13 protein-coding genes and 2 pseudogenes are annotated in these 13,575 nt (G+C 72.6%); 6 read left to right on the top strand and 9 right to left on the bottom strand.

Features of this window, described 5'->3' with window-relative positions:
• Positions 1–45: 45 nt before the first annotated feature.
• Together ACIBA9_RS13165 and ACIBA9_RS13170 are read right to left on the bottom strand one after the other, a co-directional pair.
• The gene (locus ACIBA9_RS13165) at positions 46–300 is read right to left on the bottom strand and encodes a DUF397 domain-containing protein (RefSeq protein ID WP_393898611.1); all 255 of its coding nucleotides are present in this window, start codon (positions 298–300) and stop codon (positions 46–48) included.
• Positions 301–1,161: a helix-turn-helix domain-containing protein gene (locus ACIBA9_RS13170; protein ID WP_399362437.1), complete on the bottom strand. Its 861-nt coding sequence runs from the start codon at positions 1,159–1,161 to the stop codon at positions 301–303.
• 197 nt (positions 1,162–1,358) lie between these two features.
• Between ACIBA9_RS13170 and ACIBA9_RS13175 the strand changes: the two are divergent.
• From ACIBA9_RS13175 to ACIBA9_RS13185, 3 genes and pseudogenes are all read left to right on the top strand, one after another.
• Positions 1,359–2,003, top strand: a pseudogene (locus ACIBA9_RS13175) (ATP-binding protein); the annotation flags it as partial.
• Positions 2,004–2,452: 449 nt separating this feature from the next.
• Positions 2,453–2,833 (top strand): hypothetical protein, encoded by a 381-nt coding sequence (locus ACIBA9_RS13180; RefSeq protein WP_399362439.1) that lies wholly within the window; start codon positions 2,453–2,455, stop codon positions 2,831–2,833.
• Between the two features lie 261 nt (positions 2,834–3,094).
• On the top strand, positions 3,095–5,038 hold the full coding sequence (locus ACIBA9_RS13185; protein WP_399362441.1) for an ABC transporter ATP-binding protein: 1,944 nt from the start codon (positions 3,095–3,097) through the stop codon (positions 5,036–5,038).
• Between the two features lie 13 nt (positions 5,039–5,051).
• Here the strand turns inward: ACIBA9_RS13185 and ACIBA9_RS13190 are convergent, their stop codons facing one another.
• The 4 genes and pseudogenes from ACIBA9_RS13190 to ACIBA9_RS13205 all read right to left on the bottom strand — a co-directional run bounded on the left by ACIBA9_RS13190 (position 5,052) and on the right by ACIBA9_RS13205 (position 9,243).
• Positions 5,052–5,228 carry a hypothetical protein gene (locus tag ACIBA9_RS13190; protein ID WP_399362443.1) on the bottom strand — a complete coding sequence of 59 codons (177 nt, stop codon included), beginning with the start codon at positions 5,226–5,228 and terminating at the stop codon, positions 5,052–5,054.
• Positions 5,229–5,401: 173 nt separating this feature from the next.
• Positions 5,402–6,052 carry a DUF899 domain-containing protein gene (locus ACIBA9_RS13195; RefSeq protein ID WP_399362445.1) on the bottom strand — a complete coding sequence of 217 codons (651 nt, stop codon included), beginning with the start codon at positions 6,050–6,052 and terminating at the stop codon, positions 5,402–5,404.
• 155 nt (positions 6,053–6,207) lie between these two features.
• A pseudogene (locus ACIBA9_RS13200) lies at positions 6,208–8,136 on the bottom strand (FUSC family protein); the annotation flags it as partial.
• A 339-nt stretch (positions 8,137–8,475) separates the two neighbouring features.
• Positions 8,476–9,243 (bottom strand): nucleotidyltransferase domain-containing protein, encoded by a 768-nt coding sequence (locus ACIBA9_RS13205; RefSeq protein ID WP_399362447.1) that lies wholly within the window; start codon positions 9,241–9,243, stop codon positions 8,476–8,478.
• A 343-nt stretch (positions 9,244–9,586) separates the two neighbouring features.
• Between ACIBA9_RS13205 and ACIBA9_RS13210 the strand changes: the two genes are divergently transcribed.
• Positions 9,587–10,006 carry a RidA family protein gene (locus tag ACIBA9_RS13210; protein WP_399362449.1) on the top strand — a complete coding sequence of 140 codons (420 nt, stop codon included), beginning with the start codon at positions 9,587–9,589 and terminating at the stop codon, positions 10,004–10,006.
• The gene (locus ACIBA9_RS13215; RefSeq protein WP_399362451.1) at positions 10,003–10,458 is read left to right on the top strand and encodes a GNAT family N-acetyltransferase; all 456 of its coding nucleotides are present in this window, start codon (positions 10,003–10,005) and stop codon (positions 10,456–10,458) included. The genes ACIBA9_RS13210 and ACIBA9_RS13215 overlap by 4 nt, the downstream gene beginning before the upstream one ends.
• Before the next feature lie 101 nt (positions 10,459–10,559).
• On the opposite strand, the gene ACIBA9_RS13220 is transcribed toward ACIBA9_RS13215, so the two are convergent.
• Positions 10,560–11,255: a uracil-DNA glycosylase gene (locus ACIBA9_RS13220; RefSeq protein WP_399362453.1), complete on the bottom strand. Its 696-nt coding sequence runs from the start codon at positions 11,253–11,255 to the stop codon at positions 10,560–10,562.
• Positions 11,256–11,400: 145 nt separating this feature from the next.
• On the opposite strand from ACIBA9_RS13220, the gene ACIBA9_RS13225 reads away from it, so the two are divergent.
• Entirely contained in the window at positions 11,401–12,174 is a 774-nt protein-coding gene (locus ACIBA9_RS13225) for an RNA-binding S4 domain-containing protein (RefSeq protein ID WP_399362455.1), read from the top strand.
• 107 nt (positions 12,175–12,281) lie between these two features.
• Here the strand turns inward: ACIBA9_RS13225 and ACIBA9_RS13230 are convergent, their stop codons facing one another.
• A complete protein-coding gene (locus ACIBA9_RS13230; protein WP_399362457.1) occupies positions 12,282–12,740 on the bottom strand; it encodes a DoxX family protein in 459 nt (152 codons plus the stop codon).
• A 97-nt stretch (positions 12,741–12,837) separates the two neighbouring features.
• Positions 12,838–13,533 carry a class I SAM-dependent methyltransferase gene (locus tag ACIBA9_RS13235; RefSeq protein WP_399362459.1) on the bottom strand — a complete coding sequence of 232 codons (696 nt, stop codon included), beginning with the start codon at positions 13,531–13,533 and terminating at the stop codon, positions 12,838–12,840.
• Positions 13,534–13,575 lie beyond the last annotated feature (42 nt).

Here is a 13,575-nt window from a genome sequence, read left to right on the forward strand (position 1 = left end):
CGATACAAAAGCCGGCGGTACGGCACGGTCCGCACCAGCGGCCGGTCAAGAGATCAGGAAGTCGGCATCCCCCGCCTTGGCACCCTCTATGAACGCGGTCATCTCGTCCGTGGTGTAGATCAGCGCCGGGCCGTCCGGGTCGGTCGACTGGCGTACGGCGATGCGGCCGTCGGCCAGCTTCATGGCCTCCAGGCAGTTGCCGCCGTTGCCGCCGCTCCAGGGCTTGTGCCACCCTTCGCTGCCCAACTCCCGTGCGGGCATGCCGTTGTAGACGCGGCCGCGCGGCTTGATGCGATCCATTCACAGCTCCTTGCGGAGATCCCGGAGGATCTCCTTCGTGCGTTGTGCCGTAGCGGCCTGCGCCGCCATGCGGTCCATGACCTCCAGGTGGGTCGCCACCTCGGTGCGCGCGTCCAGGTAGACGGCGCCGGTCAGGTACTCGCTGTAGACCATGTCCGGCAGTTCCGGCATGGCAAATCGGAACAGCACGAAGGGCCCGTACGTCCCCGGGTGCGGCCCGTTGGCGAACGGGGCGACCTGGAGCGTCACATGGGGCAGCTTCGTGGCCTCGAGCAACTTGTCGATCTGCGCACGCATCACCTCCGGTCCGCCGACCGTCCGGCGCAGGGCGGTCTCGTCCATCACCACCCAGAACCGGGGGGCGTCGGGACGGTTGAGCAGTTCCTGGCGTTTCATGCGCAGCGCGACATGGCGCTCGGTGTCCTCGGGACTCGTCTGTCCGACGGCACCGGACTTGAGCACACCCCGCGCGTAGTCCTCGGTCTGCAGCAGGCCGGGGACGAAGTGCGGTTCGTAGGAGCGGATGAGGGCGGCCGCACCCTCCAGGCTGACGTACATCGAGAACCAGCCCGGCAGGATGTCGTGGAACCGCTGCCACCAGCCGGGCCTGTTGGCCTCCTCGGCCAGTCGGACGAAGAGGTCCGCCTCGTCGTCGGGAACGCCGTAGGCCTTCAGCAGCAGTTGCAGATACGGGATCTTGAGGGAGACCTCGGCCATCTCCATGCGGCGCACGGTGGCGGGGGCCACGCGAAGGACACGGGCGGCCTCCTCGCGTTTGAGTCCGGCGCGTTCCCGCAGATCCAGTAGGCGTCGCCCGAGGACCACCTGACCCACGGTCGGCGCGGACCGCGGTTCGCTCACGCTCTCACCTCCACCGAAAGCTGCACCACATGCTCCACAAAAGTCTCCCGACAGCCCTGCGGCGCCATTCGAAGACTCATTCGAAGACCCGCTGGATCCCCGATGCCCCAATTGGCGCCGCGCGACGTGCTGTTGCGAGCAGTGTGCCACGGCCCCTGACCGAGTCACACAGCACTCTGCAATTTTCAGAGTGACACTTGCCAAGTGTTCACGGCGGGGAGATAGTGGCAAGCGTGATTCCGTCCGCGCCCTTAGGAACAGACGCCGCCGCAGACCGTCCCGGTCTCGGTGCCGCAATGGGAGCACTCCCTTCGGGGGGCGCCGCCCAGCGCCGGTTCCGCTTCGAGCTGGCCGCACATCCGGGTTCCGTCGCCCAGGCGAGACGCCTGACGCATGCCCGGCTGACCGGCTGGGCGGTGTGCGCGGACACCTGCGACAGTGCGGCCCTGGTCATATCCGAGCTGGTCACCAACGCGATCGTGCACACCGCGAGCGGCCGTGTGACGTGTGAGCTGCACGACCACGACGACACCGTGCGCCTGGCCGTACGCGACGAGGGCTGCGCCCCCGGCGAACCCCACCCGTCCCCGCAGCGACCCGACGAGGAGCACGGGAGGGGATTGCTTCTCGTCGACGCCCTGTGCCGGGCCTGGGGAGCGCAGGAACACGGTCCCGGACTGCTGGTCTGGGCCGAGCTGGCCCGTGGGGGCGACGCGGTTCCCGATACCGTCGAGCCGCGCGGCGACCTGGGCTGGGGCGCCCGTCCCAAGCCGGGACGCCCGGACGACTCCGGTGACGAGGATCCCACCGAGGCCCGTCGCCGGCTGCCGGAGCAACACCGGCACCGCGTTTCGCCCCAGCACCAGCCCCCGCATCGGACGCCTGAGCAGCATGGGCACGGCGGTCATGGCGCGCACGGCGGCTACGGCGGCCATGGCGCTCACGGGAACGCTGCCGGTCACGGCAGCCCCGTAGGCCACAGCGGGCCCGGGGGTGAGGGCGGTTCGGACGCGCATCGGCGCCGGGCTCCCGAGCAGCAGCGCGCCGGGGAGCGACCGTGACCGGCAACGGCGGCCGCCGAGGGCACGGTGAGCCTCCTGGGCGCGGTGAGCATGACGGGCATCGTGAACCTGACGAGCAGGGAAGGGATGGGCACGGGAACGGTGGCCTCCACCTGGCCGGCGCCGACCCACGGGGCCTTCTGACCGGTGACTTCCGGAAGACGGCCGCCGGTACCGGGCGAGACCGACTCAGCGGGCGCCCCGAGGCACCGTTCGGTCTGGACACCCTCGTGCGTCTGCAGCGCCGCCGGCCCGCCGCGGACGCGGCCCAGCGACTGCCGCTACCGGACGACATGACCGCTCCACTCGGCTGCGACGCCGTGGGCGTGCCCGACCGTCTCGGCCCGCTCATCGTGCCGCGACTGCCCCGGCTGGGCTGCGTGTACGCCGACGGGACCCACTGGTGGTGGATCGTCCCGGCGGACTCCGACTACGCCCTGCGCTGGCCCTCCCCCGCGCGGTACGCGCCCGGCGCCCTGGTCACGGGTACTGCCCGGCTCATCCACCGCCCGCAGGGCACCGCCCCGTACACTCCGCCGATCCCGCTGTACCTGTCCCTGTGCCGGGTGACGGGGACGAGCCCGGACTGGTCGAGAGCCGTGTCGGCGTAACGGACCCGCCGAGCGCGCCGCGGGGCCGTCTCGCCCCGTCGCACGGACAGCCGCCGTACGAACAGTCGGACGAACACACCGGAGCCCCCGCACACCGACTCCGGCGCGGCTCCGGGCCGACGACCGGCACGGTCGTACCGCACCCCACCCCTCCACGCCCCCGCGCCCCTTTCGCGCCCCCCGTCACGTCCTCTCGCGCCCTGCCCAGCCCGCGCGCTCGCCCGCGATAGTGGCCGTTCCGCCACGGTCCGGGAGGTCAGGGTGAGGAAGAAGCGGGGGGCGCCCCAGCCCGCGGTCTCGGAATCGGAGCGGCTGCTGTTCGGGGGGCCGCTGCGCTACGACACGGGGTGGAACAAGCACGCCGACGCCTTCCTGCAGATGAACTTCCGGGCGATGCTGGTCCGGCTGCCGGGCATGCTGCTGTCCAGCCTCCGATTGGCCCGGCAGGCAGATCCCCGGGCCGCGTCGATCGTGCTGGCCGCCGAGCTGGGCCGGGGCGTGGCCCAGGCGGTGAGCCTGCTCGCGGTCAACAACGCGCTCGGCAAGCTGCTCACCGGCCCGGACATCGCGCGCCGGTTGCACGCGGCCACGCCCGCGCTGGTCGTCGTGGCCGCCGTGATGCTGGTGTCCGCGCTGCTGCGGGCCGCGTCCGTGTACGCCACCGGGCGGCTGGAGCCCAAGGTGGAACGGGTGGCGACCGAGCTGTATCTGGAGCGCGCGGCGAACGTGGAGCTGGCCGCGATCGAGGACCACGCCTTCCACAAGCTGCTGGACACCGCCCAGTACGGCGCCCGGTCCGCCCGGCACATGATCGGGTACGGCACCCAGGTGGTCAACGCGATGATCTCTCTTGTCGCCGCGGCGGGGGTGCTGACCGTCCTGCACCCGGCACTGCTGCCGCTCCTGGCCACCATGACCCTGCCCAGTGCCTGGAGTGCGCTGACCAACGCCCGGCGCCACTACGAGTCGTTCCACACCTGGGTGCAGCACGCGCGCGCGGGCCATCTGCTCAGCAGCCTGCTCACCGAGCCGGGCGCCGCTCCGGAGATCCGGGTGCACGGGATGGGCCCGTTCCTGCTGCGGCACTTCCGGGCCATGTCGGAGACGGCCGAGGCGGAGCAGGCGCGGCTGTCCCGGCTGGCCGCGCGGACCGGTCTGATCGCGGCGGGCTGGACGGGCCTCGCCACCCTCGCGACGTACGCCACGCTTGGCGGACTGCTGCTGGGCGGCGCGATGGCCCTGTCCGTCGCCGGTACGGCCGTACTCGCGATCCGCACCGGGGCGGCGAGTCTGGACACGCTGGTGTTGCAGGTCAACCAGTTGCACGAGGAGGCCCTGTTCGTGGGCGATCTGCAGCGCCTGTACGTCGAGGCGTCGGCACGGGCCATCCCGGCCGGTGGGGAGGCCCTGCCGGAGGATCCGAAGGAGATCCGGTTCGAGAACGTCACCTTCAGCTATCCGGGTGACGCGACCCGGCCCGCCCTGGACGACATCACCCTCGCCCTACCCCTGGGGCGGATCATCGCCCTCGTCGGTGAGAACGGCTCGGGCAAGACCACGCTGGTCAAGCTGCTCGCGGGCCTGTACACACCGGACCGGGGCCGGATCCTGTGGGACGGGGTGGACGCCGGCCGGGCCGACCGCCGGTTGCTCGCCGAGCGCATCGCGATGGTCGCGCAGGACTTCAAGAGGTGGCCGTTCACGGCCCGGGTCAACGTGGCCGTCGGCCGTTCCGCCGCGCCCATGACCGAGGAGCGGCTGGCCGCGTCGATCGCCGAGGCGGGCGCGCAGGAGGTCGTCGCCGACCTGCCACACGGCCTGGACACCCTGCTGGCCCGTGTCTTCAGCGGCGGCCACGAGCTGTCCGGTGGACAGTGGCAGCGGCTCGGCATCGCCCGGGCCGCCTACCGGCGCGGGGACATCCTGATCGTGGACGAGCCGACGGCGGCGCTCGACGCGCGGGCGGAGCTGGAGGTGTTCGAGAAGATCCGGGCACTGGCCGGCAGCGGGCAGACGGTCGTCCTCATCACCCACCGGCTGGCCTCGGTCCGCCACGCCGACCTGGTGCATGTGCTGGAGCACGGACGGCTGGTGGAGTCGGGCACCCCGGAGGAGTTGCTGGCGCGGGGCGGTCTCTACGCCGAGTTGTACGCCCTCCAGGCGCAGCAGTTCACCGCGAAGATCCCCGCGCAGAAGCGGGCCTGAGCCCACTCGCGACTCACTCCGTGCCCTTGCCCCCGCGGACGATCACCAGGAAGGCGTCCGTGGCGAGGTCCATGACCACCTCGGCGGCCAGGCCTTCCAGTCGTCGCGCCTGCGCGAACTCCTCCGCGGGCCAGGATCCCCGCGGGCCACCGGCGGGAAAGCGTTCGAGCACCGTTCGCCCGTTCACCATCTCGCACCTCCAGAAGCGTTGTCCTTTTAGGAGTTAACGCTCTGGAGTGGGGAGACGGCTCGCTCGGTGACGGGACTGAGACGCTTTCGACACCTGTTCGGCGCGGACCGTGAGGATCCGTTCACATCGTGACACGAACCGCACCTTCCGTGCCCGTTCGCATTCATGGCGTGTCAGTACTCGAACTCGTACTCGTCGTGGAGTCGGAGGTGGTCGCTGCCGGCGGGGCTGCGGCCGAGCGCGGTCAGGTCGAGGAGACCGGCGATCGTGCCGAGTCCGTCCATCGCGTCGTCGTACACCGAATACGTGTGGAAGACCCGGTCGTGGTCGCGCAGGAAGCAGCTGAGGCCCGGCCGCTCGACGAGTTCCCCGCCGGATGGGACGGTGGCCTCGAAGTCGGCGTTGAAGTCACTGTGCCCGCAGGAGTACCAGGGCACGGCCCAGCCCATCCGCGCCTTGAACGGCAGGATGCGGGTGAACGGCGCCCGGGAGACGGCCGCGAACGAGGTGTTCCGGGCCCGCAGATGGGCCAGATGGCCGACCTGGTCCAGGAAGGCCGCACAGCATGGGCAGCCGGCCTCCCACTGCGGGGCGAACATGAAGTGGTGGACGACGAGCTGGGCCCTGCCCTCGAAGAGGTCGAGGAGGGTGGCCTTGCCGTCGCCGCCCTCGAAGACGTATTCGGAGTCGACCTCCACCATGGGCAGGCGCTGCCGCTCGGCACCCAGCACCTCGCGCGCTCGTCTGACCGCCTCCTCCTTGCGCAGTAACTCCTCGCGCGCCGCACGCCATTCCTCGCGCGTGACGATCTCCGGAAGCGACATGGGCCCTCCTGTCGACGGTCGGTTCGGTGTGGTGACCGCCGTCGGACGCGGAACTCATCGCCGCGCGCGGAGATTTTTTCCGGCACTGGTCCCGGATGCTTCTTCCGGTCGGTGTCGCGACGAGCCATGGGGTGCGACGAGCCGGACGACGTCCGCTACGCGGCCGCGGACGTCGGCACCCGTACTCCCGTCAGCTCCAACTCGCCGATCGAACGATTCAGTTGAGCAAGGTGCCGCGGGGTGATCCGTCCGGTGTCGTCGAGGTGCACGGCGCAGGCCGTGGTCGTGTCCACGAGCCGTTCCAGGACGTCGGCGACGGCTTCCGTGCCCTCGGTGTGCCGGGCCAGCGCGGGCAGTTCGGCGGCGGCGAGCGCGATGGCGGTACGGGCCTCGGCGAGGGTCCGGTAGGCCTCCCGGCGCAGCACCCACCGCTCGGCACGGTCGCCGGACTCGCCGAGGACGTGCAGGAGATAGGCGTGCGCGGTCTCCCGGGCCAGCGCGAGACGGGCCCGCACCGTGCCGCCGCGCTGCCCCGGCATCGGCAGATGTCCGACGATCAGCACCAGCGCGCAGGCCAGCAACGTCTCGCCGATCCGGCTGAGGGATGCCTGGGGCTCCCCGCCCGCCATCAGCAGGGCGAGCACGAGGACCGTGACGACGGCCGTCAGGGCGGCGAAGTGCCGGGTGGCGACCGGCACGACCGCGCCGCAGAGCGCGACCAGCGCGACCAGACCCGCCGGTCCGGGCAGCAGCGCGGCGAGGCCCGCGAAGAGCAGGGCGCCCAGCACGGTTCCGGCGGCCCGGCACAGCACGCGGGAGGCGAGCGGCCCGAGATCGGGCTTGACCAGGAAGACGGCGGTGGCGGGCATCCAGTACCAGTGCTGGTGGGGGCCGTACCAGTGGGCGTGGTGGAGGGCTTGGGCGATGGCCGCGCTGCCGCCGAAGCAGAGGGCTACGCGCAGCCCGTACTCACGCCCACCCGTGCCGAAAACGGCCCGCGCCGCACGCGGCAGACCCCGGCGCCGGGCGAGCAGCCGCTGATGCACACCCTCGGCCCGGTCGAAGGCCTCGGCCGCACGCAACAGAGCGTCGTCCAGGGCCCGCAGGGCCGGGGCGGTGGGCGCGCGGTGGGCGCCAAGGAGGCCGTCCGGGTGCGCGGGGGGAGGCGCGGGTGCGGAAGGTGTCGAGTGGTCGGCGGCGACTCCACGTACGAGGGGAGGCGGGGGCCGCGGAGGTGCGGGGCGGGTAGCGGGCCGGCGGCGGTGTCGTCGCGGACGGCGGCCGCGAGGCGCCGGGGGCCTTCCGCCGCCCGCGCGGCGACGGGCTCCCCCGCCCAGTACAGGGCGGTGGCGGCCTCGGCGAGCGGTAGTGCGGCCGTGTACCGGGCATGCAGTCGGCGCTCGGCCGCGGAACTGGCGTACCGGCGCAGCCGGGGTCCGGCCAGGGCGTCCTGGGCGTGGTCGAGGGCGGCGGTGAGCGCGGCCCGCCGGTCCGTGGCGTACGCACCGCCCACGGCGTCCAACAGCGCGGCGATCGCGTCGTACACGTCGGCGACCGCCGTCCTCTCCCCGTCGAAGCGGAAGTCGCCGGTGAGCGAACCGGGCGTCGGCAGGGCGAGGCGCAACAGGATCAGCCAGCCGGCACCGGCGAGGAAGGCGAGGGCGCGCTGCCAACCGCTCTCGGCCGCCGGCATGCCCGCTCCGAGGGCGGCGGCGACGAGGAACTGGGTGCCGGCCGCCGAGGCGACGGGTCCCACCGCGCTCACGCCTCCCGCGACCAGCCCGAGGGCGGTGAGTGCCACGGTCAGCGGTACGGCGGCCAGCCCCTGCCCGGCGTACGTGCCCACCAGCAGCCCCAGCGCGCCGGCCAGCGCGGGCGTCCCGAGCCGTTCGACGCAGGCGCGCCGGCTGCCGGGCCGGTCGTTGATGCCGGCGAGCATCGCGGCGATGGCGGCGATCGTGCCGGCCGGGGTGCGGCCGCCGAGCATTCCGGCGAGCAGCAGCGGCCCGGCGGCCAGCGCGCCCCGGGTCACCGCGCTCCAGGGGACGGGGCCGCGCTGGGCACGCAGGGCGTGGGCGAGCCAGGGGGGCGGGGCGAGCCGGGACACGGGGCTCCTGAACACGGGGCTCCTGTTCATACGAGGGCGGGGGTACGCCTTCGGACGACGGTGGCCGGGCTGCGGTCCCACGGCACCGGCGCCGGCCAGGGGCGCTGGCACGCGGTGTAGGCACACGCTGTGCCGTGGGATGTGCTCCTACGTTAAGGCGCGTACCCGGAGCGAACGGGACGATCACGTTTCAGGGAGGTGAAAGATGTCCCGAGGGAGGTGAAAGGCGTCACGAGGGGGGAGTTGAAAGGCGTCAGGGGGGAGAGCTGAAAGGCGTCAGGGGCGCGCTGAAGGCGCCGGTCGCCTGGTGCACGTCTCAGGACGCCATCGCCCCGGCAAGGATCCCCTCGACCTCGGTCACCGCTTCGACAAGGGCCTCGGGCGTGCCGCGCAAGGCACCCAGCACGGCGTCAATGCCGCGCAGTCCGGCCCGCTCCAGCAGCCGCTTCTCGTTCGTCACCCACTCCCCGCGCGCCGCGAGCACGGCGTGGGCTGCCTGGGCGGCTGCGGTCGCGACGGCCCCGGCGGTCTCGGTGAGGCGCCCGTGGGAGGCGTGGTTGTCCTTCGCGTAGGCGAGCGTCGCGCGTGCGGTCCCGCGCCAGCGCTCGGCCGCGGCGACCCGCAATGCGGGCGGGTACACCTCGGGACGCGGAAGGGTGCCCCGTAGAACCTGGTTGACGGCCAGTTCGGCGACGATCAGATAGGTGGGGATGCCGGCGAGGTGGAACAGCAGCGGCTCCACCCGGAACCGTCCCCGTTCCGCCTCCGCCAGTTCGTGCTCGACCACGTCCAGATCCCGGTAGTGCACATCGACCCGGCGCCCGTCGACGGTAAGCCAGGCCCCGCCGTTGAAGACCCCGCCGCCCCAGCCGCCGACCTCGGACACCTCACCCTCCCAGCCGACGGCCCGCAGGTCGTCGGGGTCGAAGGCGCCGCGGTAGTAGACGGCCACATCCCAGTCGCTGTCGGGGCGATGGGTGCCCTGGGCCCGGGAACCGCCGAGGGCCACCGCTTCGACGGTGGGGAGGCAAGCGAGGCGGTCGGCCGTGGTGGCCAGGAAGACGGGGTCGGCGAGAGTGGGCATGCTTCGGTCCTCCTGTCACGGGCGAGAGCGAGCGTAGGGGCTCGGTGGGCGGACGGCGACTCGATTCCGGCGTGACCCGAGTCGCCTCGGCCGTGCCTTCGCCGAGCGAAAACGGGATGCGCGGGGCGTAGGGGCCGCGCATGATCGGGGGTTGCGACGCCGACTTGGGCCGTCCGCCATGCGGTCCCACCCGCGCGCGGCCGTTCCACCCCGTTCCGGGCCGCCCTCGGCCGGCCACTCACCGCCACGCCAGTCCAGCACGCACCAATCACCACCCACGACCTACCACCCCACCGAACCGATCACCGATCACCGATCACCAATCAGCGACTCAGGAGCCTTCATGATCCGGCGAGTGACCACCCCCGGCCTCTTCCCGCCGCCGACCTACTCCCATGCCTCCGTCGTCGAGGCGGGCACGAAGCTCGCGTTCCTCGCCGGAGCCGTACCGCTCGACGAGCGGGGAGACATCGTCGGCCCGGGGGACCCGGCACGGCAGGCCGAACAGGTGATCGCCAACCTCCGGGAGCAACTGCACAGCGTGGGGAGCGACTTGCGACACGTCGTCGCCACGGACGTGTACGTCGTGAGCAGCGAGCCCGCCACCCTGTCCGAGGTGTGGGAGGTCGTGGAGGCCTCGGAACTGAGCAAGGGGCCGCACTCCTCCACGCTGCTCGGTGTCTCCTGCCTCGGGTACACCGGCCAGTTGGTGGAGATCACGGCGACGGCCGTCGTGCCCGAGCGGGAAGACGGCGACCGGTGACGGACCCGGTCGTACTGCGCCGGGCCGTGGCGGACGACGCCCGTGCCGCCGCCGACGTGTGGCTGCGGTCCTTCGCCGCCGCGCTGCCCACGGTCGTCCGGCCGCGCACCGACGACGAGGTTCGGGACTACATGCGGAACGTGGTGGTGCCGTTGCGGGAGATGTGGGTGGCGGAGGCGGCCGGGGCCGGGATCGTCGGCCTGCTGGTCCTCGACGGGAAGACGCTGTCCCAGCTGTATCTGGATCCCGGGTGGCGGGGGCGGGGTCTCGGGGACCGGTTCGTCGCGCTGGCCAAGAAGCGCAGCCCGGGCGGACTGACCCTGTGGACCTTCCAGGTCAACAAGCCCGCCCACCGCTTCTACGAGCGGCACGGCTTCACCGCCGTCGAGTTCACCGACGGCAGCGACAACGAGGAGCGGGAGCCGGACGTCCGCTACGTCTGGCGACCCTGAGGTCGTCGGCGGCCCGCCACCGCTCCCGGGGAGTGACTTGCCCGCCACCGATGCCGGCTGCGGGGTGGCCGGGCTGCGGGGTCGCGGGGCGCGCTCGGGGTCTACGGCAGTCCGGCCGCGTCGGCGGCCGTGCGCAGGACCTCACGCAGCATCTCGGGGGTGAGCCGCCCGGTGAAGGTGTTGCGCTGGCTGACGTGGAAGCAGCCGAAGACGTCGAGGCCGTCCAGGGCGACCCGGGTGCCGTGTGCGAAGGGCGGACGGGGGCGGGGCACGGTCCAGCCCGCCTCGGCGAACGCGGGCAGCCCTGCCTGCCAGCCGAAGGCACCGAGGACGACAGCGGCCTTCAGCGTCGGCCGCAGCAGCTTCAGCTCCTGCACCAGCCAGGGGCGGCAGGTGTCGCGTTCCTCGGGGGTCGGCTTGTTCGCGGGCGGTGCGCAGTGGACGGGCGCGGTGACCCGGACGCCGTACAGCTCCAGGCCGTCGTCGATGCCGACCGATGTGGGCTGCGAGGCGAGCCCCACGTCGTACAGCGCCTGGTAGAGCACGTCCCCTGAGCGGTCACCGGTGAACATGCGTCCGGTGCGGTTGCCGCCGTGCGCTGCGGGGGCCAGCCCTACGATCGCCAGCCGGGCGTCGCCGGGGCCGAACCCGGGCACCGGTCGCCCCCAGTACGTCCAGTCGGCGAACGCGGCCCGCTTGGTCCGGGCCACCTCCTCCCGCCACTGGACCAGCCGTGGACAGGCCCGGCAGTCGGCGACGCGCCCATCGAGCCGGGCGAGAGCGCTGCTGTCGTCCATACCGCCACCGTATGCCCCGGCAACCCGACCCGAACCACGCCCGCTCCGCGCGGCCGGCGAGGATGAGCTGGGAACGGCGGTAGTGGGGGTGGGACAGGGGGAAATTGCCCCCGGCTCCTCCGGCCCTGGGCGTTAGGGTCGGAACATGGCTTCCGAGAATGCGGACGAGAACGTGAACCGTGGGACCGGCGGCCCGGACGGGACGAACGCCGCCCAGGGCGCCGACGGCTCCGGCGCCTCCGCGGACCAGCCGGTCGACCCCAAGGTCAGCGCGGCGTTGGCCGCCGCCGAGGCGGCGGGGCCGGCCGCCGGCGAGACGGTCCGGATCGACAGCTGGATCTGGGCCGTGCGCCTGGTCAAGACACGTTCCCTGGGCGCCGCCGCCTGCCGTGGCGGGCACCTGCACGTGAACGGGGAGCGGGTGAAGCCCGCCCACTCCGTGCACATCGGCGACGAGGTACGGCTGCGGCACGAGGGCCGGGAGCGGGTCGTGATCGTCAAGCGTCTGATCCGCAAGCGGGTGGGCGCGCCCGTGGCCGTGCAGTGCTACATCGACAACTCCCCGCCGCCCCCGCCCCGCGAGGCTGTCGCCCCCGCCGGTCTACGCGACCGAGGCGCCGGACGCCCCACCAAGCGGGACCGCCGCGACATGGACCGCCTCCGCGGTGTGGCCGACCCTGCCGCCACCGGCAGATACGGCTTCGCGGGGCTGGGCGGCCTCGCCGGCGCAGGCGGCCCCGGCGGAGCGGGCAGCTCCAGCGGACCCGGTGGCCCAGGCGGACGGGGTGGGCCGGGTGGAGCAGGCGCCTCCCGTGGCTCCGGTGGAGCAGGGGCTTCTCATGGCTCCGGTGGAGCAGGGGGCTCTCGCCGGTCCGGTGGGCCGGGGAGCACCCATCGGAAGCCTCGGCCGTCGAGCTGAGCCCTCGCGGCGGGAGGCCGGCGACCTCCCCGACACCGCCGGCCGGGACCCCCGTGCCCGGCCCGCGGTGTCGGTGAGGTCGCTGGCGTCCGGGATCGTCCGGTGGCTCACCGGTGCCGTAGCAGGGTCAGCAGCCGACGGTTGTGGTCGCGTCTCGTCCAGGCGATCAGGGCGAGGGGCACGATCAGGATGAGTGGGGTTGCCGCGTTCTGACCGTGGAACGCGGTGAGTTGGACGACGAACGCTCCGATCATGAGCGCGCCGAGTGCCGTCGCCGCGACGGATTGCAGGGCTGGGATCAACAGGCCCACGGCACCGGCGAGTTCGAGTGCGCCGATGGTGTACATCGCTGTGCTGCCCCAGCCGATCCGGTCGAAGGACTCGACGGCGGACGGGTGCGCGATGAGCTTGGGCAGGGCGCTCGCGATGCCGTAGAACAGGGCGAGCAGCACTTGCACCGAACGCAAGGCGATCCGGGCCCACCGCGTCCGGTCGGTGGTCGCGTCGGCGGGGACAGCGGGCGACGTGGACGCCGGGGAGCCGACGGAAGCGGTGGTCTCGGACATGCAGATCTCCTGGTGAAGCGGTTCCGAATGCTTTCATCGAGGTAGACCGGCCGCGCCCCGGGAACTCATCGGTTCAGCGCCCTTGCTTTCGCCCCGCTCACATCGCGGCCGGGACCGCCCTCACCCACATCCCGTCCGGTGTCAGATAGGCGTCCACCTTCAGGCCCGCCTCCGCCAGAGCCGACTCGAACTGCTCCTTCGTCAGGGCCCGGGAGAGGAATCTCTGGGTCCAGACGACGTCCGGGAACACATACTCGGCCAGGACCGAATCCACCCCCTCCGCCACGGGCTCCGCCGACACGATCCGTATGGTGCAGCCGTTGGGATCGACGCGCTCTCTGGGGACGTTGGCGTGATAGTCCTCCCCCTCCCGCTGGAGGAGCACGCAGCCGCCCTCCGCGACATGCTTGGCACAGGTGCGCAGCATTCCCCTGCGGACCTCCTCGTCACCGGTGTGCACGAGGAACGACGCGAGCATCACCACGTCGAACTTCTCGCCCAGGTCGAGGTGCTCGATGGGCCCGCATATCGTGCGCGCGCCACGGACCCGGGCCAGCATCTCGGCTGACTCGTCCACCGCCGTGACCGTGAAGCCCCGCTCCAGCAGGGGCCGGGTCACCCGGCCCACCCCGCTGCCGAGCTCCAGAATGTGTGCCCCGGCCGGTACGGCCGCGGCGATGATGTCCGGCTCGTCCCCCACCGACAGCCGCTCGTACAACTCGACCGCGCAGCCGTCCGGGGTGATCGCACCGGGTCCCGTGCCCTCGTATCCCTCACGCATCTCGACCGTCATGCCCGAACAACGCCCCGCCGCCGCAGTGCCGTTCCCGTTCGA

Source organism: Streptomyces sp. NPDC051452 (genome assembly GCF_044454765.1).
In the GTDB taxonomy this organism is placed as follows: domain Bacteria; phylum Actinomycetota; class Actinomycetes; order Streptomycetales; family Streptomycetaceae; genus Streptomyces.

Excerpts from the sequence above, each read along its gene's own strand:
- ACIBA9_RS13165 (WP_393898611.1), bottom strand. The coding sequence starts at position 300 with ATGGATCGCATCAAGCCGCGCGGCCGCGTCTACAACGGCATGCCCGCA.
- ACIBA9_RS13190 (WP_399362443.1), bottom strand. The coding sequence starts at position 5,228 with ATGGTGAACGGGCGAACGGTGCTCGAACGCTTTCCCGCCGGTGGCCCG.
- ACIBA9_RS13195 (WP_399362445.1), bottom strand. The coding sequence starts at position 6,052 with ATGTCGCTTCCGGAGATCGTCACGCGCGAGGAATGGCGTGCGGCGCGC.
- ACIBA9_RS13205 (WP_399362447.1), bottom strand. The coding sequence starts at position 9,243 with ATGCCCACTCTCGCCGACCCCGTCTTCCTGGCCACCACGGCCGACCGC.
- ACIBA9_RS13210 (WP_399362449.1), top strand. The coding sequence starts at position 9,587 with ATGATCCGGCGAGTGACCACCCCCGGCCTCTTCCCGCCGCCGACCTAC.
- ACIBA9_RS13220 (WP_399362453.1), bottom strand. The coding sequence starts at position 11,255 with ATGGACGACAGCAGCGCTCTCGCCCGGCTCGATGGGCGCGTCGCCGAC.
- ACIBA9_RS13225 (WP_399362455.1), top strand. The coding sequence starts at position 11,401 with ATGGCTTCCGAGAATGCGGACGAGAACGTGAACCGTGGGACCGGCGGC.
- ACIBA9_RS13230 (WP_399362457.1), bottom strand. The coding sequence starts at position 12,740 with ATGTCCGAGACCACCGCTTCCGTCGGCTCCCCGGCGTCCACGTCGCCC.
- ACIBA9_RS13235 (WP_399362459.1), bottom strand. The coding sequence starts at position 13,533 with ATGACGGTCGAGATGCGTGAGGGATACGAGGGCACGGGACCCGGTGCG.